Here is a 25,745-nt window from a genome sequence, read left to right as displayed (position 1 = left end):
TGGCGCGAACTTGGCGCGGCATAGGGACAGTCATTCTGTCCCTTTGGAGACAAGTTCGAATCCGTCTGACACCACCGCGGGGGGCGTTCCGCGGGGCTGTGGTGACGAAGAAATACGCCCATTCGCCACGGAAATCGGGGGTGGCGGCGCGGGTACGGGCGATTTCCGTGCGCAGCCAGTCGAGATAGGGGCCGGCGGGTTCGGAGAGCGGGCGGCCGCCGGTATCGAGCGGGGCAGAGGTGGCGAAGGCGACGGCGATTTCCTGCCCGAAGGGCGGGCCGATCCGGATATCGAGCGCCGGGCCGTTCCCGGTGGCGTCGCCGATGCGCAGTTCGGTCTCGGGCGGGTGGCGGGTGAGAGGCACGATGTCGTTCGGGGCAAGGTGGATGACCTGACCCGAGGCATCGAAGTAGTCGATATAGAGGTAGGCTTCGTAGTCCGGGGTTTCGAGATCGAGGCGCAGGCGATCGTTCTCGACGAAATCGAAGGTGCGGGCGAAGGCGTCGGGGCCGACGACGCGGGGATTGGTGATCTGTTCGCTGGATTGCGGCAGGCCGAGCGCGTCGACGCCGGCGAGCGCGCTGCACTGCGGTTCGGGCAGGAGGCGCAGATCGCCACGGACGGGGATGTGGACGCCGACGGCGGCCTGCAGATCGGCCAGGACGGCATCGGCGCGGGACAGGGTGGGCACGTGACCCACCACCGCAAGGGTGCCCGTATCGGGATCGAACATCGCCTGAAGCCGCGCGCAGGGGACTGCGGCGAGCCGGGCCTTCAGGGCATCGCGGACGGCGCCGCCCCCCCGGGATCCCGCATCGCGGTCTAGGTCGTGGCCGGGGTGAACATCTCGCGATACGTGTCGCGCAGGATGTTCTTTTGCACCTTGCCCATCGTATTGCGCGGCAGACTGTCGATGACGAGCAGCTTGCGGGGATGCTTGAAGCGGGCGAGCGCGGTGCGGGTGGCCTCGGCAATGGCGTCGAGATCCGGGGTGGCGCCGGGTTCGGGGACGATCAGGCCGAGCACGGTTTCTCCGAAATCCGCATGGGGCACGCCGATCACCGCGCTTTCGAGAACGCCGGGCTGATCGTCGAGCACCAGTTCGATTTCCTTGGGGTAGATGTTGTAGCCGCCCGAGATGATGAGATCCTTGTTGCGCCCAACGATGTGGAGATACCCGTCTTCGTCGATCTTCCCCAGGTCGCCCGTGATGAAGAAGCCGTCCTCGCGGAGTTCGGCGGCGGTCTTTTCCGGCATCTGCCAATAGCCTTTGAAGACGTTCGGGCCACGCACCTCGATCTGGCCGACTTCGCCCTCGGGCAGGGTGTCGCCGTTGGCCTGGTCGGTGATCTTGAGCTCGACCCCAGGGAGCGGGAAACCCACCGTGCCGGCGCGGCGTTCGCCGTCATAGGGGTTCGAGGTGTTCATGTTGGTTTCGGTCATGCCGTAGCGTTCGAGGATGCGGTGGCCGGTGCGGCGCTCGAACTGGATATGGGTTTCGGCGAGAAGGGGCGCGCTGCCCGACACGAAGAGCCGCATGTGGGTGGCAAGCTCGCGCGTGAAACGCGGGTCTTCCAGCAGGCGGGTGTAGAAGGTGGGCACGCCCATCATGGCCGTGGCCTTCGGCATCAGCGCGATCATCTGGTCGAGATCGAATTTCGGCAGGAAGATCATCGCGCCGCCCGACGCGAGGGTCACGTTCGTGGCGACGAAAAGCCCGTGGGTGTGGAAGATCGGGAGCGCGTGGAGCAGAACGTCGTCTGCCGTGAAGCGCCAGTGGTCGCGCAGGGTGAGGGCGTTGGAGAGAAGGTTGTCCTGCGTGAGCATCGCCCCCTTGGAGCGCCCCGTGGTACCCGAGGTGTAGAGGAAGGCGGCGAGATCGCCGGGCTCGCGCGGGGTGGTGGGAAACGCCTCTGGGTGGGCGTCGGCCTTGTCGGTGAGCGTGCCGCCGCCATCGGCGTTCAGGGTTTTGAGAGTTGCGCCGAGGCGTTCGGCGATGGGGGCGAGCGCGGCTTCGCCCGCCGCGTCACAGACGACCATGCGGGCGCCGCTGTTTTCGATGAAATAGGTGAGTTCATCTGTGGTGTATGCGGTGTTGAGCGGCAGAAACACGATCCCGGCCTGAACGCAGGCGGCGTAGAGCGCGAGGGCTTCGGGCGATTTCTCGACCTGTGCGGCGAGCCGGTCGCCCGGTTCGAGCCCCGCCTTGGTCAGGGCATGGGCGATGCGGGCGGCGGTGGCGAGGAAAGCCGCGTGCGTCATGGCCGTGCCGTCCGCGAGGTAGAGGAAGGGCGTCGTCTTGCCGGCATGGCATCCAAAGAGGGTGTCATAGAGAGGGTTCGGCATCAGCGCGCCTCCTCGGTCATGAGTTTCGCGGCGGTTGCGGAGAGAGAGCGGATTTCGGAGGACATGGCCACGGTGTGGGCCGTCGCGAAACGCTCGTGGTTCTCGGAGATCTTGCGGAGATCGTAGTGGTAGTTGACCATCAGCCCGTGGGACTGGGCGCGGCCCTTTTCCGAAGTGTCGGCGCCGGCATGGATCTTGTGAACGAGCGCACCGTTTCCGAGATGGAAGCGGGCGACCGGATCGAGGGGTAGGCCGTCGGGCCGTTTTGCCGCCGTCAGATAGTACGCGCCAAGAGCGCGCAGCGTGTCGTCGTCGGGCGAATTGGCGCCGGGCCGCGCAGTGGCGAGCCAGCCGGCGAAACCGGGGATCGGGGAGAGGGTGACGAAGGTCTTGATGCCCGGAAGTTCGCGTGAGAGATCGGCGGCGACCTGCTTGATCAGCGAATTGCCGAAAGAGATGCCCGCGAGCCCCGCCTGGCAATTCGAGATCGAGTAGAAGACCGCCGTGTCGGCCTCTTCCGACGCCAGGACCGGACGGTCTTCGGACAGAAGCGCCTGGACCGATCCGGCGATGCCGCGGGTGAGCGCCACTTCCACGAAGATCAGGGGCTCGTCCGGCATGGCGGGGTGGAAGAAGGCGAAGCAGCGCCGGTCCGCGGGTTCGAGACGCCGGCGCAGATCGTCCCAGCTGTCGATTGCGTGGACAGCCTCGTAGGCGATGATCTTTTCGAGGATGTGGGCCGGACTTTCCCAGCTGATGGGGCGCAGAACGAGGAAGCCGCGGTTGAACCACGAGGCGAAGAGATGCCGGAAATCCAGGTCGAGGGCGGCGAGGCTTGCGTCGTTGCGGGTGAGGCGCAGGAGATCGGCGCGCATGTTCACGAGCCGCCCCGTGGCGCCGGGGACGCCGTTGAGGCGGCGGATCAGCTCCTGCCGCCGGGGTTCCGCGGCTTCGAGGAAGGCGCGGTAGGCGGATTTCGACGGCTCGGCCTCGTAACGGGCGAGGCTGCTTCGCACATCGCCGGGAATGATATCCATCGACGTGGTGAGGTGGCGGAAGAAATCGCGCTTTTCGGCGTCGTCCATGTCGTCGTAACGGTCGAGGATGCGGCCGCCGAGGGTGCGGCCCGAGATCTCTCCCGCTGCGCTGACGAGGGCGTCGGTGAGCTCCTCGGTACTGCGGCTGTCTTCCCCGGCGGGGCCGGTGAAGCGCACCCGGCGGTCGAAGACAGTCGACAGGAGATCGCTGAGCATCGTCATATCGCGGGCCCCATCACCGCATCGGGCAGCCAGGTGGCGAGGCCCGGGAAGAGACAGAGAAGGACAATCGCGAGCACCATGCAGGCAACGTAGGGGAGCGAGCCCTTCAGGATCGTCTTAAGAGAGATGTCGGGGGCGATCCCGTTGATGACATAGAGGTTGAGGCCCACGGGCGGCGAGATCAGACCGATCTCCATGTTGATCGTGAGGACGACCGCGAACCAGATCGGATCGAACCCCGCGGTTGTGATGATCGGAAGGAGGATCGGCGCGGCCATCAGGATGACCGCGACCGGCGGCAGGAAGAAGCCCGCGATCAGGAGGAAGATATTGATTGCGCCCATCAGCACCCAGCGGTTGACGTCGAGCGTGCCGATCCATTCCGCGATGGACTGGGTGATGAAGAGCGAAGACAGCATGTAGCTGAACACCCCCGCCGCGCCGATGATGAAGAGGATCATCACCGATTCCTTGGTGGAATCGCGCAAGACAACCCAGAGATCGCCAGGATTCCAGAGCTTGTAGATGATCATCGCGATCAGGAGGCAGAGGAGCGCGCCCACGGCGGCGGTTTCCGATGGCGTCGCGACGCCGCCATACATCGCGTAGAGGACACCGAGGATGATCGCGATGAATGGCAGGACGCGGGGCAGGATTTCGAACCGTTCGCGCCAGCTGTAGCTGCCCGCCGAGAGGACGGATGCGTCGCCCGAGCGCCAGGTCGAGTAGAGCGACCAGGCCATGAAGAGGCCGACAAGCAGCAGCCCCGGAATGACGCCAGCGAGGAAGAGCCGCCCGATCGAGGTTTCGGTGGCGATGCCGTAGACGATCATGGTGACCGAGGGCGGGATAAGGATGCCAAGCGTGCCGCCGGCGGCGATGGAGCCCGCCGCGACCGCATCGGGGTAGCCGCGTTTGCGCATCTCGGGGATGCCCATCTTGCCGATCGCCGCGCAGGTGGCGGGCGAGGAGCCGGACATGGCCGAGAAGAGCGCGCAGGCCCCGAGGTTCGAGACGACGAGCCCGCCGGGGACGCGGGTGAGCCAGCGTTCGAGCGCCTCGTAAAGATCCGCGCCCGCCCGTGTCGAGGCGATGGCCGCGCCCATGATGATGAACATCGGGATCGAGAGGAGTGCGAAATTGTCGAGCTTGCCGAACAGGATTTCAGGCATGAGTTCGAGCGAGCGCATCCCATCGAAGGCGATGAGAAAGCCCGCCGAGACGATCAGGAGGCCGAGTGCCACCGAGACGCCGGAGAAGAGGACGAAGATCGTGGCCAGTGCGACGAGGCCGCCAAGCAGCAGGGGATCCATCAGCCTTCCTCCAGTCCGAAGGGTTTGTCGGTGCCGATGAGGACCGCCACGAGATCGGCGACGAGTTGCAGAAGAAGAAGACCGAAGCCCACCGGGAGCGCGAGGTAGGGGATCCAGAGCCGGACGCCCCAGACGGTATCGGAGCGCCAGCCGCGTTCCCAGGCGAAATGCCAATATTCGTAGCCGTAGAAGAGCATCACGGCGACGATCGCGATGGAGAGCGAAAGCGTGCAGATGCAGAGGGCGAAGCGGGCTTTCGGGGCGAACCAGAGCGGCACGAGATCGACGTTCACATGCCCGCGCAGGCGCTGGACATAGGGCAGGCCGACCAGGGTTGCCGCGATCACGAGGTATACGACCGCCTCTGTCTGCCAGACGGTGGAGCCGTTCAGGACGAAGCGGATGAAGATCATCTGGCAGGTGATTAGCACCGCCGCGACGACCATGGCGGCCGAGCACCACCCCGCGAGCGTCGAGACAGCCGCGACGGCGCGAAGAAAGGGATTTTTGCCGGTCTGCGCGACAGCAGCCGAAGTCTGGACCGCCATGGGACCCTCCGTCAGTGCTTTTCTGGCTTGGGATGGGGTGGGGCGGCGGTGTGCGCCGCCCCTGCCGGGATCACTCGACGGCGAAGGCCATGTCGAGAAGCGCCTGCCCGTCGGGCACGTCCTCGAGGAACGCCTTGTAGGACGTTTCCTGCGCGACCTTGCGCCAGGCCTGGAAATCCTCGTCGCTCATCTGAGCGATCTCGACGCCTGCGTCGCGGAACACCTGAACGGAGGCCGCGTCTTCCTTCTTGGCCTCGTCGAGGTAGAAGCTTTCGGCCTTTTCGGCGGCGGCGAGAAGGGCGTTCTGCTGGTCTTCGTTCAGGCCGTCGAAGGTGGATTTGTTCATCAGGAGCGGCTGATACATGAACCAGAGCGCAACGTCGGAGGCCGGAGTGTAGCAGGCGACCTGTTCGTAGATCCGGTAGGAGACGAAGGACGAGGACGAGGTGTTGGCCGCGTCGAGGACGCCCGTCTGCATCGCGTTGTAGATTTCCGAGGAGGCCATCGAGGCGATCGAGGCGCCCGCGCCGGCGAGCATCTGTTCGAAGGCCTTGCCTGCCGCGCGCGTCTGGAGCCCGGCGATATCTTCCGGCTTGGTGATGCACTTGTCCTTCCCGGCAAAGCCGCCGGCGAGGTAGCCGTGGACGAGGACCATCACGTCGTCTTCGGCCATCTTGGCCTCTAGGGCCTCCATGAAGGGGCTTTCGGACAGGCGCGCGGCATGATCGTGGTTCTTCACGAGGCCGGGCATCAGGGTGAGGTTGAAGGCCGGCTGCTGGCCGCCCGCGTAGCTGAGCGGCAGGACCGTCATGTCGAGCTGGCCGCGCGACAGGGGCTTGTACTGTTCACGCGCCTTGAAGAGCGACTGGGTTGGAAAGATCTTGATGTCGAGATCGACGCCCGCCGCGGCCACGTCGTCTGCGATGATCTGGGCCACCTTGTGGCGCACGTCCTTGTCGGACCACTGGTGGGACAGGCGGAGTTCGGTTGCGCCCGCGCAGAGGGTGGTGGCGAATAGCGCCGCGGCGGCGACCGTTGCGGTCAGTTTCAGTGTCATGGAAGTCCTCCCGTTGTTTCCCGATTCGTGACCGGGCCTGCCTTTGGCATACTTCCTGTGTGTTCGATGTCAATAATTTTGTATACAAGAATTGCGATCTTGCGTTTTTTAGGGGGGTGGATAACATGCGCCCCATGGAACGCAAACGCTCTGATCTGATCGCCGATGCGATCGAAGGCATGATTTTCGACGGCACCTTCGCCGATGGCGAGCGGCTGGACGAAGTGCAGCTTGCGACGCGGTTTTCGGTCTCCCGCACGCCGGTGCGCGAGGCGCTTTTGCGGCTGGCGCAATCGGGGCTGGTGGAGCAATTGCCGCGCCGGGGCGTTTTCGTGCGCCAGCCGGGGCCTGTCGAGCTGATCGAGATGTTCGAGGTGATGGCCGAACTCGAGGCCGTCTGTGCGCGGCTGGCGGCGAGCCGGATCACCGATGCCGCGTTGAAGGACCTGCATGAGACGAACGCCCGCTGCAACGCCGCCGTCGAGGCGCAGGATGCGGATGGGTATTACCGTGAAAACGAACGCTTCCACGGCATTCTCTATCGCCAGTCAGGGAACGGGTTTCTGGAACAGGAATGCCTGCGCCTGCACCGTCGGCTACAGCCGTTCCGGCGGGTGCAGCTTCGGCTGAGGGGACGGCTTCGGCAATCGATGTCGGAGCACGAGGCGATCGTCGCGGCGCTGGAGGCGGGCGACGGTGCGGGGGCCGCGGAGGCGATCCGCGCCCATGTCGCGGTGCAGGGAGAGAAATTCCACCACCTGATGGCGAGCCTCAAGCCCGCGGCGGAGTGAGCGGGCGGTCAGGTCGTGAGGCCAATCGCCCCGATTGCCGCGCGGGCGCAGGCTGCGTCTTCGTGACCCGACGCCCCGGAGACGCCGATGGCGCTGATCAGCGCGCCGTTTTCGCGGACCGGCACGCCGCCTTCCCAGGCGAGGAGGCGGGGGCGGGTGCCGAGGCCCAGTTCTAGGGATTTGAGCTCGGCCATGCGTTCGCCGAAGGCCAGGCTCGTCTTGCCCAGGGTGGCGGTGAAGGCCTTGTCGGTGGCGAAATCGAGGATCGGGGCGGGGGCGCCGTCCATCCGGCCCGCGGCAAGCAAATGGCCCGAGGGATCGACCACCGCGACGGCGACGGACCAGCCGTTCTGTTCCGCATAAGCGACGGCGGCCGCAACCATTCGCGCGGCGGCGGTGTAGGTGAGGACCGGCTGGTTGCGGGAGGGCGCGCTCATGCGGCACCGTTGCGCAGAAGTTCGCGGGCGATGATCATGCGCTGGATCTGGTTGGTTCCCTCGTAGATCTGGGTGATCTTGGCGTCGCGGTAGAGGCGTTCGACCTCGAAGCCCCGGATATAGCCCGAGCCCCCGAAGACCTGCACCGCATCCGCCGTGCGGGCCACCGCCATATCGCCCGCGAAACACTTCGCCATCGAGCAGGCCTTGGTCGCCGGGGCGCCGATGTCGATCTTGTGGGCCGCGGAATGGACGAGAAGGCGTGCGGCCTCGATATCCTTGGCCATGTCGGCGAGGAGCCACTGGACGCCCTGAAATTCCGCGATGGCCTGATTGAACTGTTTGCGCTGGCGGGCATAGTCCAGCGCGGCTTCCAGCCCGGCCTGGCCGAGCCCCACCGCCAATGCCGCGATGCCGACGCGGCCCTTGTCGAGCACGCTCATCATCATGTGGAAGCCGCGGTTTTCTTCGCCGAGAAGCGCGTCTGACGGGAGGCGGACATCGGTGAAGGTGAGGGCGCCGACCTGGCTCGCCCGCTGGCCCATCTTGTGTTCCTTGGGGCCGCGCTCGACGCCGCCTGCATGCAGATCGACGATGAAGATCGACATGCCGCGGTTGCCTGCCGCCTTGTCGGTGCGGGCGAGGACGAAGCCAAGATCGGCCACGGGCGCATTGTGGATCCAGATTTTGCCACCGTTCAGCACCCAGCCGTCGCCGTCGCGCACCGCCTCGGTCCGGATGCCGGAGACGTCGGTGCCGGCCTCGGGTTCGGTGATGCAATAGGCGACCCTGGTTTTCGCGCGCATCACGTCGCCCAGGTGGCGGGTGCGCTGGGCGTCGGTGCCGTGGCGGACGAGGAGGGTGGAGATCAGTTCGACGAGGCCGCACTGGTCGGCGACGGAGGAATAGCCGCGCGAAAGTTCTTCCATCACAAGCGCGTAGGTTACGGTGTCGAAACCCGGGCCGCCCATCTCTTCGGGTACGCAGATGCCGAAGAGGCCAAGCTCTCCCATCTGGTCGTAGATCTCGGCGGGAAAGCGTTCGTCCCGGTCGAGTTCCTCGGCCAGGGGTCGCACCACGCCATCTGCGAAATCGCGCGCCATCTCGCGGACCTGGTGATGGGTTTCGGTAAGATACATCCCGTGATTCCATTTAGTAACTGTTCGGTTACTTTAGGCGTTGCGACCATCCCGGGTCAAGACGCCATGGGACATTTTCGCCCTTGCCAGCGGGCCGGGTACACTGTTAATAACCGTTTGGTTACTTATGGAGGCGGAGACCCATGCAGCCCGACCAGATGATGAAATTCGGCCGTGTCGACCTTGAGGTGACCGCCTTCGGCTTCGGCACAGCACCCATCGGCAATATTTTCCGCGAGATCGATGAAGAGACATCGGACGGGATGATCCAGGCCGCGTGGGATCGCGGCGTGCGCTATTACGATACCGCGCCGATGTACGGCCACGGGCTTGCAGAACTGCGCACAGGGCAGAGCCTGCGCTGGAAGGAACGGGATGATTTCGTTCTTTCCTCCAAGGTCGGGCGGCGACTGGTGCCGGCGAAGCGGAGCGAGATCGACTTTGCGCCCTGGACGAACGCCGCGCCCTTCGTGATGGAGTTCGACTATACCTATGACGGCACCATGCGGGCCTTCGAGGACAGCCTGCAGAGGATGGCGCTGGAGCGGATGGATATCTGTTTCATCCACGATATCGACGTGTTCACGCGCGGCGACGAACAGCCCGAGGTGTTCCGGCAGGCAATGGACGGATCGTGGCGGGCGCTGGAATCCCTGCGCGACCAGGGCGTGGTGAAGGCGATCGGCGTGGGCGTGAACGAGTGGGAGGTGTGCCACGAGGCGCTGAAGCAGCGGGATTTCGACTGTTTCCTTCTGGCGGGGCGCTACACGCTTCTCGAACAGGAGGCGCTGGACGCGTTTCTGCCGCTTTGCGAGGAACGGGGGGCGGCAGTCGTCGTGGGCGGGGGCTTCAACTCCGGCATCCTCGCCACGGGGGCGAAGGAGGGGGCAAAGTACAACTACGCCCCGGCGCCGGCCGACATCATGGAGAAGGTCGCGGAGATGGAGGCCGTCTGTGCCGAGCACGGCGTGCCCCTGCCTGCCGCCGCACTGCAATTCGTGGTGGCGCATCCGGCCATTCCGAGTTTCATCGCGGGCACGCGGACGGTGGAGCAGCTTGAGCAGAACCTCGACTGGTTCAGCCACCCGATCCCGGCCGAGTTCTGGGCGGACCTGAAGCAAAAGGGCCTGTTGCGCGAAGACGCGGCGACGCCCGCGTGAGCGGACGGGACTTGCCGCCCGGTATCCACCGGTTCGACGCCGTGGAAACCGGGGACCGGATCTCTACAGGTGCGGTCGAGGTGACGAGCGACATGATCGACGCCTTCGCCGCGCTGACCGGCGACCGCTTCGCCATTCACATGGAAGATGCCGCCGCCCGCGAGAAGGGGTTTCCGGGGCGGGTGGCGCACGGGCTTCTGGTCTTGTCGCTGATCGATGGCCTGAAGAACGCCGCGCCGGCGCAGTTCGACGCCATCGCCTCGCTTGGTTGGACATGGCGGTTTTCGAAGCCCGTGCTGATCGGTGACCGTCTGAACGCCACGATCACGGTTGCGGGGAAGCGTGCGGTGGCCGACGGAGCGCGGGGCATCCTCGAGCTGGACTTCGACGTGGTGAACCAGCGGGGCGAGACCGTGCAGGCCGGGGCAAACCGGCTTATGGTGCACCGGTAGGCCCATGACATACATCGGCGAACAAAGTTCGGTCTTCCCATTAAGTAACCAAAAGGTTACAAAGTTTCAGACTGCAGAGGAAGCGCAGAAATGAGCATTTATTTCGAGAAGACACACCAACGGTCGTTCGGGACTTTTCCGCTTCGGGGCGACGAGGCGCGGAATGCGATCCTGACTGCCGCGGAGGTGGGATACCGCGCATTCGATACCGCGCAAATGTATGAAAACGAGGCCGAAACCGGCGAGGCGCTGGCGGCCACGGGGATCGCACGCGAGGAGCTTTGCGTCACCACGAAGGTGCATCCCGACAACTTTTCCGAGGATCGCTTCGTGGCCTCGGTGGAGCAGAGCCTGAAGGATCTGCGGCTCGACCATGTCGATGTTCTGCTGCTGCACTGGCCGCCCATCGGTGGTGATGTCGCTCCGTCCCTGAGACTCTTGGAAGATTGCCTGAAGCGGGGCCTGACGAAGAATATCGGAGTGTCGAATTATACGATCGCGATGATGCAGGAGGCGGTGAAGATCGTCGATGCGCCCATCGTGACCAACCAGGTGGAATTTCACCCGCTGCTCGACCAGGGCAAGCTGATGGCAGGGGCGACTGCGCTTGGCATTCCGCTGGCGTCTTATTGCTCGGTCGCGCGGGGCGAGGTATTCAAGCATCCCGAGTTCGCTGAGATCGGCGCTGGTTACGGCAAATCCGCCGCGCAGGTGGTGCTGCGCTGGATCCTGCAGAAGGGCGTCAGCATCAACACGATGTCAACGAAGCCAGAGAACATCCGGGCGAATTTCGAGACGATGGATTTCACGCTGAGCCACGTGGACATGGCGCGGATCGAAGCGCTGACGCAGACGGGGTATCGGATCGTGACGGAGGACCTGGTGCCCTGGGCGCCGAAGTGGGACTGACGGAGTAGAGTCACAAACCGCGCCGGCCTGAGGTGCCGGGAACTTGGCGCGGGGGCTGAACACCTAGCCGGCCGCCATTGCTCCTCGGGCCGCACGCTTCAGGTCGCGGAGATAGGGTACGCCGTTCAGTGCCGGGTTGGCATGGCCAATGATCTTCATGACGAGGCGCCCCTTCTTCCGCGCAAGCGGGTGAAACCACGCAGTAAGATTGATAAGGTGCCTGTCGTTGAATGGGTTGAGGTAGAAGTTACGCGTGAAAGCGTAGTAGACGTTGTTCGGGGCCGTTGGCATGAACACCTCGGCATGGGCGAGATCCGGAAGGCGGGTGCGCACGCCTTCGGGCAGGCTTTCTGCCCAGGCCGCGTAGCGGGCGCGCAGGCTTTTCAGCCGGGCCGGTTCAAGCCGGTCAGACAAATGTTCTGCTCGGACGTTCAACAGGGCCGCCAGCCCATCCTCGACCGATGCGCCGTGGCGAGCTGACTGGAGCGTCCACTTGTTCGCGCGGGTCATATGGGCGACGTTGCCGCGCAGGACGAGGTCGGTGCCGGGTGTCAGACTAACTGCGCGGGTGGTTGCCGCATCTATTCCATTGAAGGCCAGCCCCGTTCGCACGGCCATCCTGCTGCGTAAGTCCTCCAGGTCTTCGTCGTTCATGAAGTCAGTGAATTCCGGCGCGGCCCGGTCGATCACCTGCAGCGATACGCCCGTCAGGTCGGCGAGCAACTGTGCGCCCTGCCGGTCAAATCGGGTCACCCGGTAGATGTCGTGGGTGTAGAAGCTATCGATCCGGGACAGGTGCGGGGTTGCCGCAGCCAGCAGGATCCTGGAGTCGGTGCCGGCCGACAGGGGGAGCGCGACCGAGGCGCCGGAGGCCAGAGCACCGAGGATCTGCGACAGCCGGTCGGCAATCTGGCGTGCGACCGCCGCGCGGTCACGCCCGCCCTGGTCGAAGCGTTCATCCGGCTTCGGCCAGTGCCGGCCAAGTTCGAAGGTATTCAGATCGAGGAAGTGATTGGCCATGACGCGCCGGCATTCGGCGTCGCAGGTTTCACCTAGGAGGAACTGGGCTTCGCGCTTGAGGACGGCATCCGCGCCGACTGCCGGCTCGGGGATGATGTCGCGGTCGAGAAGCATGTGAACACTCGACGCGAGGGCGCGGTCCTGCCGGGAATAAACCGCCGAAAGGCCTGCGGTCGGGTCGAAATAGACGCGGTTCTCGGCGTTGAGGTGCAGAATGGCGATAAACCGCCCCGCGAGGCCTTCGATATATGCCTGCACATGCTGGAGACTGGCACCCTCCGATATGCGGGCCTCGCCGTTCAGCATCTGTCCTAATGCATCCACCGCGGTGCCGAGCACGAGACCGGCCTTGGTTCCGTCCGACAGGATCACGTCGTGGCAGGGAAGGTCGGGGCAGTGGGCGAGATGCCAGTCACCGATCCGGTTGGCCTGCCATGTCTCATGCGGTTGCCATCGGTGTCTCGATAGCCGGAATTGATATCGGAAGGTGGCGCCGAAATCCCAGCCCATATCGGCACAGATCCTTTCAGCCAAGGATCTCTTTCGCTCCATGTCCTGCCCCGTTTCTGCTTGGGGACAGTGTCGCACATTTTCGGCAATGATGGCGAGCCCCGTAGCCGGATTGCATGGCAGGCACGGTTCAGTGACATATGGGAACCTAGCCCGCGCTATTGTGGCCGGTGGCGGAATGGCCCACGCCGAGCCAGACGTCGGCCGGGTCGATCTTGCCCAGGCAGAAGCCTTCGCGTTCCGCATCGCTGAGGCCCTTGAGGTGGGATGCAAGGGTGCGTCTTGCCCGCATTTCCGCCTGGCATATGGCGTCTGCGGTTTTTTCGGCGTCCCCTTCGGCCGCGGATTGCTTTCGGAGCCGGGTGAGTTCGCGGACGCAATCCAGCAGGCACTCCAGCAGAGCATCGATTTCGTGCTTCTGGCGGAGGGCGCCGTCCTCGATCTGATGCATGATGCTTTCGATCAGATCCTGTTCGCTTTTGCCGTTCATGTCGGCCTCCCGTCGTCGGCGGAACCTACTGCTCTACAGGTTCTGGTGCTGCCGCTCGTGAGCGTCAATCCACGATGTCGAGTTCCACGAATGCCTGCGAAATCGCGCGTCGGAGAGCGGACTGGCAGTAGGCGAGGATCGTGGCACGCTCGGTTGCCGAGAAGGACTGCCAGCTGCGCCCGGACGCACCGAGCGAGATCTTTTCGATGCCCGTCAGGGGCCGCCCTTTCTTCAACGTCTCTCCGGTTTTTGGATCGACCAGGTAGGGTGTGATCCCGACCGCGCAGAGATCGAGTTGTGATCGGCCTCTCACACCGCCACCTTTCACGTGCAGGACCGATCGGGGCTGGAACCCGCGCTCTCCACGAATCGAGACTGTGGCCATACCCCCCGCTGCGGCGGCGCCGGCCACGCTGACGCCGGACAGAAGAATATCCTGGCCCGGGTTGTAGCTTTGCGCCAGAGCGTTGAGGGGTGTCTGCCGCAGGATGACCGCGACCTCTGCCGATCTGGCGGCTGAACCCGTCGGGTCGGAGCTGACGGTCACTGATGCACCCGTGTGCGACAATATCTCGGCCGAAATCTGACCTGCCCCTTTTGCCGCGTTCCAGCCCAGCCGTGCTTCGGAGGACGAGGGGCTGGACAGGGCATTGGCCCAGTAAACGGTGACTAGCCTGTCGTTGATGTCGGGGACGATCGCGACCGACGTGTACCGGCTGCGATCGGCGCTGCCGACGCCCGTCTGGCTTGCCGCGCAGGCGGACAATGCGAGCGCGGCAGCGAGGAGAAGCACAGAGCACTTTCCCCGAGTGGCGCGACCTGGTGATCCGTCAGAGGGCATTTGCAGCCCTCCGGTCGCGACTGAATTTCGACGCGATGCTGGCGATGCAGGAGCGGGAGAGCTTGCCGATCAGCTCGTCCGACGGCCAGCTGTAGGTGCGTTGAACGCAGCGGTCGGCGTAAGACAGGCTGGTGCCGTTGACGTTCATTGCCACCGCCGCATCGATGGTAACATCCCAGTAGAGCGCAGTGGCCGGGGTGCTGAGTGCGAAACGTGTCACGGTGCCGCTGACGCGGGACGGGCCACCGGAGACAGTGTGGCCGGCGGCGGCGAGTTCGGCAGAAATGGCGTTGGTGAAGAGCACCTCGGGGGGCGGTGTCAGGGTGACGTAGCCCATCGTGACGTCGCCAACTGTCGTGCGCTCGCCGATCCGGCCCGGGAGTTCGCCGACGCCCCGGTCGATCGTGAAGGGGGCAACGGTGACCGCGCGTTTCGAAACGCTGGCGAGCAGGCTGCCCGAAGCGTCGGCGGCGTGGGACGGCACTGATACGGTCGTATCCTGAACGCCGGCGCACCCCGCCAGGACGGCAGCCGCGGCCAGCGCCAGGATCGGGTGTGATTTCGCCTTGATAGATGTCATGGATCCCCTCCCCAAATCCTTGATCCTCAAGCGCAATCTTACATGCGCAAAGCGAGATGCTTCTTGATCGGCGTCAATTCGGTGGATGTGTCCGGAGCATGAGGAAAAGAAAAAAGGGCGCCACTCATGGCGCCCCAGTCTGACAGGGAGAAACCGTTACCGATTGCCGCGGATCAGGTCGCTGGCCTTTTCGGCGATCATGATCGTCGGCGCATTGGTGTTCGAGCCGATCAGGCTTGGCATCACCGAGCTGTCGCAGATGCGGATCGCATCGAGCCCGCGGACGCGGAGCCGGGGATCGACCACCGCCATCTCGTCGGTGCCCATCTTGCAGGTGCAGGTCGGGTGATAGGAGGTGCGGCCGTATTGGCGGGCATAGGCCTCGAACTCGCTTTGCGTCGTCACGCTGTCATCGGGGAAGCGAATGCGGCGGATGTATTTCTGAAGCGAGGGCTGTGAGAAGATTTCGCGGCTGATCTTCACGCCTTCGACGGAGGTTATCAGATCATCCGGATGGCCGAGGAAATTCGGGTCGACAAGCGGAATGTCGGTGGGGCGGGCGGAGCGGAGGCGGACGGTGCCGCGGGCCTTGGGCCTGAGCGTGTAGGAATTCAGCGTGATGCCCGAGGATCCCGGGGGCACGCTCGGCACCCCGGCCTCGGCGCCCGCGCCGGCGAGAAAGTGGAACTGGAGATCGGGGACGTCGGCGCCGGTGTCGCCGTACCAGAAGGCACCGCCCTCGACGACGTTCGATGTGATCGGACCGGAGCGGAAGAGGACGTATTGCAGCCCGGCCCAGGCCGCCCAGTGCAACTTGTTGTACTTGTCGAGGCTGTCATGGCCCTTGAGTTCGGCCACGATATCGATGCCGAAGTGATCGTTGAGATTCGAGCCCACGCCCGGCAGATCGGCCACCACGTCGATCCCGTGCTCCTTGAGGTGCGCCGCGGGGCCGACACCGGATAGCATCATCAGTTTAGGCGTGCCGATGGCGCCTGAGACGACGATCACCTCGCTGTCTGCACGGACGGTGTGGGAGCCCGATTTCGTGACGTATTCGACGCCGGTGGCGCGGGTGCCCTCGAAGGTAATGCGGTTGACGAGGCAGCCGGTTTCGACCGTGAGGTTGGGACGCTTCATCGCCGGGCGCAGAAAGCCCACCGCCGCAGAGCAACGCCGCGCATTCTTCGTCGTCGTCTGGTACGCGCCGCAACCCGCCTGTACGGGGCCGTTGAAGTCGGGATTGTAGGGAATGCCGAGTTCCTGGCATGACTGCACGAAGGCGCGGGTCATCGGCTGAAGATCTGGGATGTTCGAGACGCCGAGGGGCCCCTCGGTGCCGTGCCAGTCGCCCGAGAGGATCGTGTTGCCCTCGGAACGGAGGAAATACTGCTTGAGATCCTCGAAGGCCCAGCCGTCGCAGCCCTCTTCTTGGGCCCAGCGATCGTAGTCGACGGGGTTGCCGCGGGTGAAGACCTCGGCATTGACCGAGGAGCCGCCGCCGAGCACGCGGCCTTGCGCGTAGGGGATTTCGCGTTCGTTTGCGTGTTTCTGTGGAACGGTGTTGAAGCCCCAGGTGTGGGGGCCCGTCGTCATCTTCGCGAAGCCGACGGGCATGTGGATGAGCGGGTGCCAGTCGCGTCCGCCGGCCTCGAGCATCAGGACGCGCGCCGTGCTGTCCTCGCTGAGCCTGTTGGCCAGGACGCAGCCGGCCGAGCCGCCGCCGACAATGACGTAGTCATAGCCCGCCTCTGCCATCATTCGATCCAGTGCTGGCGTTTGCCGAGTTCGATATGGACGGATTTCACCTGCGTATATTCCTCGACCCCGTAGATCCCCGCTTCGCGGCCCCAGCCCGAGGCCTTCATGCCGCCGATCGGCAGTTCGGGTCCGCCCGAGAGGGTTGTGTTCACCCAGAAGCGGCCAGCCTGCACCCGGCGCGTGATCATCAGAGCCTTGTCGATATTCTTTGTCCAGACGCTTGCGGCGAGGCCGTATTCGGTGTCGTTCGCCATGGCGATCGCTTCCTCCACCGTGTCGAACGGCAGGATGGTGAGGACGGGCCCGAAGATCTCTTCCCGGGCGATCGACATGGACGGGGTGACGTCGGAGAAGATCGTGGGGGCGATGTACTGCCCCTGGCCGAGGTCGAGCGCCTCGCCGCCGCAGAGAAGGCGCGCGCCCTCGTCCTGCCCCTTCGCGATGTAACCGAGGATGGTGGCGTTCTGGGCGTCGGTGGTGATGGCGCCGATCTGGGTCGCCTCGTCGAGAGGATCGCCCACGACGGCCTTGGCGAGCTTGTCGGCGACCATGCGCCCGAAGGCATCGGCGACGGAGCGTTCGACGATCAGGCGCGAGCCCGAGACACAGCATTGCCCGGTGTTGAACGCGATGCCGAAGGCGACGCCGTCGGCGGCATCTTCCAGATCGGCATCGGCGAAGACGATTTGCGGGTTCTTGCCACCGAGTTCGAGCCCGAGTTTCTTGAAGTTCGACTTGCCCGCCGCCTCGACCACCGAGCGCCCCACGCGGGTGGAGCCGGTGAAGGAGAGCATGTCGATATCCATATGCTCGATCATCGCCTGGCCGACAGTGCGCCCGGGGCCGGTGACCACGTTGAAGACGCCGTCGGGGAGGCCCGCCTCGGTCATGATCTCGGCCAGGATGAGCGAGGTGGCGGAGGTGAATTCGGAGGGTTTGACGACGAGCGTGTTGCCGGAGGCGAGGATGTAGGGCACCCTCTCGCAGAGGATCAGGAACGGGAAGTTCCAGGGCGTGATGACGCCGCAGACCCCGACCGGTTCGCGGGTGACGATGCCGAACATGCCGTCACCGAGGTTGTTGAAGCTGTCGCCGTGGAGCGAGCGGGCGAGGCCCGAGGCGTATTCGAACATACCGACGCAGCCGCCGACCTCGGCGCGCGACTGGCTGATCGGTTTGCCGTTTTCGAGGGTTTCCCAATAGGCGATTTCCTCTGCCCGGCGGCGGATGATCTCGGCCGTCCTGAGCAGAACCGCAGCGCGGTCGGCCCCGTTCAGCCCCGACCAGCGGCGATCCTCGAAGGCCGCGCGGGCGGAGGCAACGGCGGTGTCGACATCTTCCGCCGAGCAGGTGGGGATGGAGGTGACCGGAACGCCGTGGCCGGGAGAGGTGCGCAGGAAGGTTTCGCGCTCGCCCGCCGGAACGAAGCCGCCATCCAGATAGAAGCCGAATGCCCGGGGCGTTTCCGGCGGAGCGAGGTGCGACGATGCCTTGTCCATGGCGAATCCTTTTTATGGCAGCCCTTGATGCGTTGGTCACGGCATACAAGTAACTATATGGTTACGTCAAGCGCAAGCGATCGATTGACGCCGCTCAGGCGGTCTTGTCGAGCCCGTCGCGCCAGTCGTTCCAGCCGCCGTCTACGGAGGAGGGGGCGGCGTGCCAATCGGTCATTGCCTCTCCCGTCGCCGGATCACGATCGGGGATCGGGAGTGCCATGATCCGCTTGCACGCCTGGGCGTAAAGCTCGGGCGTCAAGTGTGCTTCCTGGATGTTGTCCCAGTCGCGCCCGCCGGCGTAGCCGCCGCACATCATGATGTCATCCAAGGCATCGACATGTTCGTGGCTGACGCCTGCGGGCATCACGATGACATCGCCCGCCTCGATGCGCAGTCGCGTCCAGCCAGCGTCGCCCACCGAAAGGCTGAATTCCATCCAGCCCGCCGCGCAGCCAAGGCATTCATGTGTTGTGGAGTGGAAATGGGGATAGTGGTAGACGCCGGGATATTCCCAGTTGTTGCTCCAGCCGTTCTTGCGGAAATGGGCCTTTACCGCCTCGGTGCCGCCGTCGGGGATCGCCCCGCGGTGAACGAGGAGCGGAAATCGGCTGTTCGGGATCATGCCCCGGGGTGTCGAGCTGTAGCGTTCGGTTTTCATCGGTCCTCCTCCCTCGGGCCGCTTTTCAGCCCATGACGATCTGGGTTTTCAGATCCTGCGGCCGGTCGGCGAATGTGTCGAAGGCCGTCTGGATATCCTCGAGCGGGTATTCGGCCCCGGTGAAGGGGGCGGTCCTGATGCGCCCGTGCGCAAGGAGCGTCAGGGCGTCGTGCATATCGGGCCCCATGCCGGCCACTGACCCCTTGATCGAGGTTTCGCGCAGGATGGTCTCGAGGATATCGACCGGCAGTGTCTCGCCTGCGCCGGTGAGGCCGAACGCGGCGAGGTGTCCGCCCTTGCGCATCAGCGTCATGGCCTGGGCGTAGAGCGCTGGGTGGCCCACGCTTTCGATCACGATATCGGCGCCGCGCCCGCCGGTTGCGGCCATCACCGTATTTTCAAGTTCGGCGGGATCGCTGACGCCGAAATCGGCGCCGGCCTTGACCGCGAGGGCGACGCGATCGGGGCTGAGATCGGTGACGATTATCGGGGCTGCGCCGATGGTGCGGAGAAGCTGGACATGGAGGTTGCCGATCGGACCCGCGCCGAGAACGAGGACCGATTGCGCGAAGGTAACGCGCGCCTTGCGCGCGGCGCGGACGACGCAGGCCAGGGGCTCGGTGAGGGCAAGCACCCTCGCGGGCACATCCTCGGGTGCGGGGATCACGAGACGCGCGGGGACCGCGATGTAGTCTGCAAACCCCCCGTCCATCGTGATGCCCATCTGCCGCATCTCGGGGCAGTTCAGGATCTCGTTCCGGCGGCACCAGTAGCAGCGCTGGCAGCCGATGTTGGTGTCGACGACCACCGGCTGGCCTTCGGTGAGTCCGGCCACATCGCGCCCGAGCGCAGCGATGTGGCCGGTGAATTCGTGGCCGGGGATCATCGGCAGACTGTCGGCGGCGTAATGACCGTGGAAGATGTGGATGTCGGTGCCGCAGATGCCGGTGCGTGCGATGCGGATCAGCGCCTCGTCCGGGCCGGGATCGGGGCGGGGCACCTCGCGCAGGTCGAAGGTGCCGGGCTTTGTGAGGACGGCGGCGCGCATGGTTGTCACTTGACGATCCCTCTCAGTTTCGAGCGGTCGATGGTGAGTGCGATGGCCGCTATGAGGACGAGGCCGAACACCATCTGCTGCTGTGTGGCGTCGACCTCGAGATAGATCATTGCGGAGCGGATCACCACGACGATGAGCGTGCCGATCACTGTGTTGATGACGCCGCCGACGCCGCCCGTGAGAGGCGTGCCCCCCACCAGCACCGCGACGATGGCGAGAAGCAGAAAGCCATTGGCGAGGTTCGCGTCGCCGCCCGACAGCTTCACCGAGAACATCAGCCCCGCGATGGCCGCAAAGGTGCCGGAGATCGCGAAGGCGATGATCTTGATGCGATCGACGTTGAGGCCGGAGGCGACAGCCGCAAGTTCGCCCGACCCCACCGCCTTCAGCGCGCGCCCGAAGGTCGTTCGGGTCTGGAGGACCCAGGCTATGAAAAGGAGCACACCGGCGATGATGAGTTCGCCGGGAATGCCGGCGACGGTGCCGAACATCCAGCCGAAGGTATCGTTGCGGAGCGTTGCATCCATCGAGAGAGCGCGTTCACCGGAGAGGAACTTTGCGCCCGACAGGGCAACGAAGCCCATCGCGAGGGTGGAGACAAAGGACGGTACATAGAGCCGCGTCGTGACATAGCCCGAGATTGCCCCGAAGACGAAGCCCGTCAGGATGCAGATGCCCGCCACCCAGATGCCGAACTGTGCGAGATAGACCGTGGCGATCACGGTGACGAGGTTCGCCATCTGCTGCATCGAAAGGTCGATACCGCCGATGTAGATCGCGAAGGTCATCCCCAGCGCCATGATGAAGAGCGGCACGATATCAGCCACCAGATCGACGAGCCCCACGGGGTTGAAGAAGGCCGGGTTGGCGATACCCACGAGGAGCGCAAGCACCACCAGCGTAATCCAGGGCAGATAGGGTTTCAGGCGGTCCATGTTCATCCTCGCGGGCCTCAGATCATGTGGTGCACGAGATCGTAGAGCGACGGCTTGTCGCCCGGTTTCCCGTCGAAGCGTTTCTGGAATTCCCCGTCCTTCAGGACGAGAATCGTGTGGGAGAGGCCGATCGCCTCTTCCAGCGTGTCGGCAACGAGGATGATGCCCGCGCCGTCGTCGCACATGCCGCGCACCATCTCGTAGACGTCTTCCTTGGCGCCGATGTCGAGGCCCCGGGTCGGGTGATCGAGCAGGATGATGTCGGAGCCGCCGGAGCGCCACTTGGCGAGAACGACCTTTTGCTGGTTGCCGCCTGATAGGCCGCCGCAATCCTTGTAGATGTCAGGGGTCTTGATCGCGAGGCGTTCGATCCAGTCGCGGGCGAGGGCCTTTTCCTCGCCGGTCCGGAGAAGCCCCGCGGAGGCGTATTTCGGCATCTGGCTGAGCGTCATGTTTTCAAAGACGTTCATGCCGTTCACGATGCCTTCGATCTTGCGCTCGCGCGGGACATAGCCGACGCCGAGCGCCACGCCGTTCTGGGCGGTGAAGCGGGTGATGTCCTTGCCCTTGATCGTCACGCTGCCTTCGGTGGGCGTGACGAGGCCGAAGACCGTTCGCAGAATCGCCTCGCGCCCCGAGCCCTCGGTGCCGACGAGGCAGAGCACCTCGCCCCGGTGGAGATCGAAGGAGATGTCATGGTACCTGCGCCCGTCGCTGACGTTCTTGAACGAGACGAGCACCTCGCCGCCGTGAGGTTTCTGTTTCTGTTCGCGGTAATATTCCTTGTCGACGTCGCGGCCGACCATCTTGTGCTGGATCGTGCTGATATCGGCGGCGTCATGGTCGACCACATCCACCACCGCGCCGTCCTTCATGACATAGATCCTGTCGGACAGTTCCAGCACTTCGTCCATCCGGTGGCTGACGAAGATGAAGCTGGCGCGGCTGGTGAGTTCGCGGACGAGCCGAAAGAGAAGCTCGACCTCTTCGCGGGCGAGGACAGAGGTGGGTTCGTCCAGTAGGATCACCAGATCGCCGTCCACCCGCTCTTCCAGCGTCAGCACCTTGGCGAGTTCGACGAGCTGGCGCTGGGCGAAGCTGAGATCCGAGGTGATGGTGGCCGGATCGATGTCGAGCTTCACCTTCTGAAGCTGCTTGCGGGCGGCGGCGGTCATCTTCTTCCAGTTGATGACGCCGAAGCTGACGAATTGCTGTTCGTAGCCGAGGAAGATGTTTTCCATGACTGTCAGGTTCAGGATCAGGGACTGTTCCTGGAAGACCATGCCTATGCCGTGATCCATCGCCTGGCGCGGGTTCTGGAAGCGGACTGTCTTGCCGTCGACGGCGATGGTGCCGCCGTCGGGCTGGTAGGCGCCGTAGATCACCTTCATCAGTGTGGATTTGCCTGCCCCGTTTTCACCGACGAGGCCCACGATTTCGCCGCGGTTGACCTTGAAATCCACGGCCTTCAGCGCGTGGACCCCGGGGAATGTCTTGTCGACCGCCTGGAGTTCGTACATCGCGCCGCCCCCTATTTCACGAAGCTGACGGATTTGCGGTCGGTCGAGAGGACGACCGCGGCGATGACGAGAAGGCCGAGCGTGCCATCCTGCACCCAGCCCGGGAGTCCGATCACCACCATTCCGTTGTTGATCACGTTGACGATGAGCACGCCGACGAGCGTGTTCCAGACCCCGCCGATCCCGCCCCAGAGGGCCGTGCCGCCGACGACGACCGCGGTAATCGAGACGAACATGAAATTGTTGCCCGTGGCGGTTTCCGCGATCCCGATACGCCCGACCGCGAGGAGGGCACCGACCGAGAAGAAGACGCCCGCGAGAGTGAACCCCATCAGGCGGACGCGGGCGGTGTTGAGGCCCGAGGCGTGGGCGAGTTCCTCGCCGCCGCCGACGGCATAAAAGTTGCGGCCGAGCGTGGTGCGCGACTGGATGAACCAGGCGATCAGCAGAAAGCCCAAGGCGACGTAGCACATCACCGGGAAATCCAGCCAGCGTTCTGTGAGAAGGGCGCGGAAGATCGGATCTTCGACGCGGATCCTGTCACCGCCGGTCAGAAGAAGCGCCAGCCCGGTGCCGACGAAACCCATGGCGAGCGAGGCCATGAAGGAGGGGATCTTGAGCTTGACGTGCACGAGACCGTTGAGGAACCCCATCGCCGCGCCCACGAGCATCGCGAGAGGGATGGCGAGCCAAGCCCAGCTGAGGATCGTACCGCCCATTGCGATGAAGGCAAATGCGAAGATTACCGCACAGACAGAGACCGTGCCTTCCATCGAAAGGTCGATCGATCCCATGATGATGATGAAGGTTACGCCGATCGCGACCATGAGCGCCGGGGCGGCGGAGATGCCGATGCGGGCGGCGTTGCGGATCGAGAAGAAGCGCGAGTCGAGCAGGTAGACATGTGCCTCGCCCGCGCGGGCGTCTTCGAGCCATTCGAAGAAGGGAAAGAGAAGGATCAGAAAGGCGAGAACGAGAAGTGGCGCCCATTTGATGATGCGGTCGCGGGACAGGGCCCCCGTGGTGCCGATCCGCGAGACGGTTACATCCGCCATGTCGTGCCTCTTCCTTTCACAGATCGCGCTGTGGCCGGGCCTGCCGCTGGCGGGCGCCGGTTGCACTGCCCGCGCGGCGGCGGGGCGCTGTTCGGATGACCGGTGCGCGGCGGCCGGTCCGCCGGCCGCCGCGGGATTGCGTCACTTGTACTGGATCGGGCCGTTCGAGGGGCCCCAGAAATCCGTCCAGTCGTATTCGGGCACGCTGTCGAGGTAGTTCGCCTTGAATTCCAGCGCATCTTCCGGCGTGATCATGATCGTCGGGCCGTAGAATTCGCGGTGCTCGTTCGGCTCTTCCGACGGTTTGAAGGCGCCGGTCGCAGCGTGGTAGGCGAGCGATGCCGTAATGCCGCCGCCCCAGTGAGGGTTGGTGAAGACGGTGGCGAGGATATCGCCTTTGGCCACCAGTTCCACCGCCTGCGGATTGCCATCATAGGTGACGATCGGGATCGACATGCCTTCGGCGCGAAGCGCCTCGAGCACACCGTAGCCGATTGTGTCGTTGGCGCAGTGGACGCCCGTGATCTCGTCGCCGTAGCGGGTCAGGAAGGACGACATGACCTGGTTGGCCTTCTGGGTGTCCCAGTCGGCCGGCTGGGCGTCGAGAAGCTCGACATCCGGGTAATCCTTCAGCGCATTTTTCAGGCCGTTGAGGCGTTCGATCGCGGGATTGTTCGATGCAATACCGCCGAGGTGGACGATGCCGCCCTTGCCGCCCATCGCCTCGATCAGAATGCGCGCGGTCTGTTCCGCGGGCCCCTCGTCGGACCAGGACATGTGGCTGACGTAGTTGTCGCCGAAATCCCAGGGGTGAAGATCGTCGGTCTTGTTCCAGAGGGTGGAGACGTAGGCGCCGGCCTCGACGCAGGCTTCGACCACCGGGCGGGCGTTCGGGGCGTCGTTGGTGTCGATGGCAAGTGCAAGGTCGCCGTTTGTCTTCGACAGGAGCGCCTTGACGTCGGCCAGGGATTTCTCGGACGAGCCCTCGTTGATCAGGTGGGTGAGGAAGTCCTTCGATTTGCCGAGGCTTTCGACGAAGGCCTCGCCGCCGGAGACGATTTCGTTCCAGTAGGGGTTGGTGCGGTTGCGGTAGGACCAGGCGATGGCCGGATCTGCGATGGCCGCGCGGGCCATGCCCGGACCCATGAGGCCAGCTGCCGCGACACCGCCAAGGCCATAGGCCGAGGCCAACAGGAGATCGCGGCGGTTAACCGTCTCCTGATCGATGAATTTCTTGATGAACGACATGCTGTCCTCCCAGTTTTCCCCGGATCGGGGAACTTCCCTTGCTGTTGAAACCCTGTGCGCAGTTAGGCGATTCGATTAGTAACGCACTATTTAGTTACTTTCAGATTACATCTTTTGTCAAGTCGGGTATAAGGGGCGAAACTGTGTTAGCTGGGGGCAAGGATCGGACTGACGATCATTCCGGCAGGCGAGGACTTGGAGAGACGATGACGGAGACGAAACCCCGGATCCGGGATGCGGATGCGACCAAGGCGCGAATCCTAGAGGCGGCAAAGAAAGAGTTCGCCCGGCTTGGCCTGGGCGGTGCGCGTGTGGACGAGATCGCCGACCAGGCGAAAGCCAACAAGCGCATGATCTATCACTATTTCGGCAGCAAGGAGGAGCTGTTCAAGGTTGTGATGGAGGAGGCCTATCTGGATATCCGGACAGCCGAGCAGGCGCTGGATCTCGAGCATCTGCCGCCGCGGGAGGCGATGATCAAGCTGGTCACTTTCACCTGGCACTATTACCTGGACAACCCCGAGTTCATCCGGCTCGTGAACAGCGAGAACCTGCACGGCGCCCGGCATATCGAAGGATCGGAGCGGCTTCAGGATGCGAGCCGGCGGTTCACGGGCATGGTGGGCGATATCCTGAAGCGGGGCGAGGCGGAGGGCGTGTTTCGCCCCGGGATCGATCCGGTGCAGCTGAACATCACGATTGCGGCGATCGGGTATTACTATCTGACAAACCGGTTCACGGGCGCGATCCTCTTCGAGCGCGACTTCATGACCGAGAGCGCCCTGAAGGAGCGGCTTGCCTTCAACATCGAGACGATCATGCGGCTGGTGGAGCGGGACTGACCGCCCTCAGCCGTCCGTCAGGATCTTGCGGGCCGCCGGGTAGATTTCCCGGTGGCGTGCGTAGATCTCTTCGTAGCGGGTGACATTGGCGGGGATCGGATCGACGGATCGGCCGGGGCGGACCATGGCCGCGATGCCCTCGTCGATGGTTGCGAAGTGGCCCGCACCAACTCCGGCGAGCACGGCCGAACCCGTCGAAGGCGCGTCGGCAGATGCCGGGATGCGGACCGGCAGGCCCGAAGTGTCGGCATGGATCTGCATCCAGAGGTCGGAGGCCGCGGCCCCACCGCCCACTGTCATCTCGGTGCTCGTGTAGCC

General features: G+C 64.5%; 26 protein-coding genes. 5 read left to right on the top strand and 21 right to left on the bottom strand.

Going from position 1 to position 25,745, the window contains the following annotated elements; genetic code table 11:
- The 6 genes from RXV90_RS24615 to dctP form a co-directional block, all read right to left on the bottom strand.
- Positions 1 to 733 (bottom strand): DUF4384 domain-containing protein (locus RXV90_RS24615; protein ID WP_316652862.1); only part of this gene is annotated, 733 nt, incomplete at its 3' end.
- A gap of 89 nt (positions 734 to 822) precedes the next feature.
- A complete protein-coding gene (locus RXV90_RS24610) occupies positions 823 to 2,346 on the bottom strand; it encodes a malonate--CoA ligase (protein WP_316652861.1) in 1,524 nt (507 codons plus the stop codon).
- The gene (locus tag RXV90_RS24605; RefSeq protein WP_316652859.1) at positions 2,346 to 3,605 is read right to left on the bottom strand and encodes a malonyl-CoA decarboxylase; all 1,260 of its coding nucleotides are present in this window, start codon (positions 3,603 to 3,605) and stop codon (positions 2,346 to 2,348) included. Before RXV90_RS24605 ends, RXV90_RS24610 begins: the two co-directional genes overlap by 1 nt.
- Complete coding sequence (locus RXV90_RS24600) at positions 3,602 to 4,918, bottom strand: TRAP transporter large permease (protein ID WP_316652857.1); 1,317 nt, start codon at positions 4,916 to 4,918, stop codon at positions 3,602 to 3,604. Before RXV90_RS24600 ends, RXV90_RS24605 begins: the two co-directional genes overlap by 4 nt.
- Positions 4,918 to 5,466, bottom strand: coding sequence for a TRAP transporter small permease (locus RXV90_RS24595; protein ID WP_316652855.1), 549 nt, complete (start codon positions 5,464 to 5,466; stop codon positions 4,918 to 4,920). The genes RXV90_RS24600 and RXV90_RS24595 overlap by 1 nt, the downstream gene beginning before the upstream one ends.
- 70 nt (positions 5,467 to 5,536) lie before the next feature.
- The gene (gene dctP, locus RXV90_RS24590) at positions 5,537 to 6,523 is read right to left on the bottom strand and encodes a TRAP transporter substrate-binding protein DctP (RefSeq protein ID WP_316652853.1); all 987 of its coding nucleotides are present in this window, start codon (positions 6,521 to 6,523) and stop codon (positions 5,537 to 5,539) included.
- A gap of 134 nt (positions 6,524 to 6,657) precedes the next feature.
- Here dctP and RXV90_RS24585 point away from each other — a divergent pair, with 134 nt between their 5' ends.
- Complete coding sequence (locus RXV90_RS24585; protein ID WP_316652851.1) at positions 6,658 to 7,314, top strand: GntR family transcriptional regulator; 657 nt, start codon at positions 6,658 to 6,660, stop codon at positions 7,312 to 7,314.
- Between the two features lie 8 nt (positions 7,315 to 7,322).
- Here RXV90_RS24585 and RXV90_RS24580 read toward each other — a convergent pair whose 3' ends face one another.
- Positions 7,323 to 7,751 (bottom strand): GlcG/HbpS family heme-binding protein, encoded by a 429-nt coding sequence (locus tag RXV90_RS24580; RefSeq protein WP_316652849.1) that lies wholly within the window; start codon positions 7,749 to 7,751, stop codon positions 7,323 to 7,325.
- A complete protein-coding gene (locus RXV90_RS24575) occupies positions 7,748 to 8,890 on the bottom strand; it encodes an acyl-CoA dehydrogenase family protein (RefSeq protein WP_316652847.1) in 1,143 nt (380 codons plus the stop codon). Before RXV90_RS24575 ends, RXV90_RS24580 begins: the two co-directional genes overlap by 4 nt.
- Positions 8,891 to 9,033: 143 nt before the next feature.
- Between RXV90_RS24575 and RXV90_RS24570 the strand changes: the two genes are divergently transcribed.
- The 3 genes from RXV90_RS24570 (at position 9,034) to RXV90_RS24560 (ending at position 11,411) form a co-directional block, all read left to right on the top strand.
- Entirely contained in the window at positions 9,034 to 10,050 is a 1,017-nt protein-coding gene (locus RXV90_RS24570) for an aldo/keto reductase (RefSeq protein WP_316652845.1), read from the top strand.
- Positions 10,047 to 10,502, top strand: a complete 456-nt coding sequence (locus tag RXV90_RS24565; protein WP_316652843.1) for a MaoC family dehydratase — start codon at positions 10,047 to 10,049, stop codon at positions 10,500 to 10,502. The genes RXV90_RS24570 and RXV90_RS24565 overlap by 4 nt, the downstream gene beginning before the upstream one ends.
- A gap of 90 nt (positions 10,503 to 10,592) precedes the next feature.
- Positions 10,593 to 11,411 carry an aldo/keto reductase gene (locus RXV90_RS24560; protein WP_316652841.1) on the top strand — a complete coding sequence of 273 codons (819 nt, stop codon included), beginning with the start codon at positions 10,593 to 10,595 and terminating at the stop codon, positions 11,409 to 11,411.
- Positions 11,412 to 11,474: 63 nt separating this feature from the next.
- Here RXV90_RS24560 and RXV90_RS24555 read toward each other — a convergent pair whose 3' ends face one another.
- The 12 genes from RXV90_RS24555 to RXV90_RS24500 all read right to left on the bottom strand — a co-directional run bounded on the left by RXV90_RS24555 (position 11,475) and on the right by RXV90_RS24500 (position 24,585).
- Entirely contained in the window at positions 11,475 to 12,965 is a 1,491-nt protein-coding gene (locus RXV90_RS24555) for a hypothetical protein (protein ID WP_316652839.1), read from the bottom strand.
- Between the two features lie 124 nt (positions 12,966 to 13,089).
- The gene (locus tag RXV90_RS24550; RefSeq protein ID WP_316652837.1) at positions 13,090 to 13,431 is read right to left on the bottom strand and encodes a hypothetical protein; all 342 of its coding nucleotides are present in this window, start codon (positions 13,429 to 13,431) and stop codon (positions 13,090 to 13,092) included.
- 64 nt (positions 13,432 to 13,495) lie between these two features.
- Positions 13,496 to 14,224 carry a hypothetical protein gene (locus RXV90_RS24545; protein ID WP_316652836.1) on the bottom strand — a complete coding sequence of 243 codons (729 nt, stop codon included), beginning with the start codon at positions 14,222 to 14,224 and terminating at the stop codon, positions 13,496 to 13,498.
- Between the two features lie 37 nt (positions 14,225 to 14,261).
- Positions 14,262 to 14,852 (bottom strand): hypothetical protein, encoded by a 591-nt coding sequence (locus tag RXV90_RS24540; protein WP_316652834.1) that lies wholly within the window; start codon positions 14,850 to 14,852, stop codon positions 14,262 to 14,264.
- 156 nt (positions 14,853 to 15,008) lie between these two features.
- Positions 15,009 to 16,610, bottom strand: a complete 1,602-nt coding sequence (locus RXV90_RS24535; protein WP_316652832.1) for a GMC family oxidoreductase — start codon at positions 16,608 to 16,610, stop codon at positions 15,009 to 15,011.
- Positions 16,610 to 18,112, bottom strand: a complete 1,503-nt coding sequence (locus RXV90_RS24530; RefSeq protein WP_316652830.1) for an aldehyde dehydrogenase family protein — start codon at positions 18,110 to 18,112, stop codon at positions 16,610 to 16,612. Before RXV90_RS24530 ends, RXV90_RS24535 begins: the two co-directional genes overlap by 1 nt.
- Positions 18,113 to 18,206: 94 nt before the next feature.
- Positions 18,207 to 18,770 carry a hypothetical protein gene (locus tag RXV90_RS24525; RefSeq protein WP_316652828.1) on the bottom strand — a complete coding sequence of 188 codons (564 nt, stop codon included), beginning with the start codon at positions 18,768 to 18,770 and terminating at the stop codon, positions 18,207 to 18,209.
- Positions 18,771 to 18,795: 25 nt separating this feature from the next.
- A complete protein-coding gene (locus RXV90_RS24520; RefSeq protein WP_316652864.1) occupies positions 18,796 to 19,818 on the bottom strand; it encodes a zinc-dependent alcohol dehydrogenase in 1,023 nt (340 codons plus the stop codon).
- Positions 19,819 to 19,823: 5 nt separating this feature from the next.
- On the bottom strand, positions 19,824 to 20,762 hold the full coding sequence (locus RXV90_RS24515; RefSeq protein ID WP_316652826.1) for an ABC transporter permease: 939 nt from the start codon (positions 20,760 to 20,762) through the stop codon (positions 19,824 to 19,826).
- Positions 20,763 to 20,779: 17 nt separating this feature from the next.
- Complete coding sequence (locus RXV90_RS24510; RefSeq protein ID WP_316652824.1) at positions 20,780 to 22,282, bottom strand: sugar ABC transporter ATP-binding protein; 1,503 nt, start codon at positions 22,280 to 22,282, stop codon at positions 20,780 to 20,782.
- Positions 22,283 to 22,293: 11 nt separating this feature from the next.
- Positions 22,294 to 23,337 carry an ABC transporter permease gene (locus RXV90_RS24505; protein ID WP_316652821.1) on the bottom strand — a complete coding sequence of 348 codons (1,044 nt, stop codon included), beginning with the start codon at positions 23,335 to 23,337 and terminating at the stop codon, positions 22,294 to 22,296.
- Between the two features lie 141 nt (positions 23,338 to 23,478).
- Positions 23,479 to 24,585 (bottom strand): sugar ABC transporter substrate-binding protein, encoded by a 1,107-nt coding sequence (locus RXV90_RS24500; RefSeq protein ID WP_316652819.1) that lies wholly within the window; start codon positions 24,583 to 24,585, stop codon positions 23,479 to 23,481.
- Positions 24,586 to 24,791: 206 nt separating this feature from the next.
- Between RXV90_RS24500 and RXV90_RS24495 the strand changes: the two genes are divergently transcribed.
- Positions 24,792 to 25,427, top strand: coding sequence for a TetR/AcrR family transcriptional regulator (locus RXV90_RS24495; RefSeq protein WP_316652817.1), 636 nt, complete (start codon positions 24,792 to 24,794; stop codon positions 25,425 to 25,427).
- Positions 25,428 to 25,433: 6 nt separating this feature from the next.
- Here RXV90_RS24495 and RXV90_RS24490 read toward each other — a convergent pair.
- Positions 25,434 to 25,745 (bottom strand): FGGY-family carbohydrate kinase (locus RXV90_RS24490; RefSeq protein ID WP_316652815.1); only part of this gene is annotated, 312 nt, incomplete at its 5' end.

The sequence above is a fragment of the Ovoidimarina sediminis genome, from assembly GCF_032586175.1.
Lineage (GTDB): Bacteria > Pseudomonadota > Alphaproteobacteria > Rhodobacterales > Rhodobacteraceae > Ovoidimarina > Ovoidimarina sediminis.
Note: the sequence above shows the minus strand (reverse complement) of the source record. Positions and strands in the feature narration are given on the sequence as shown.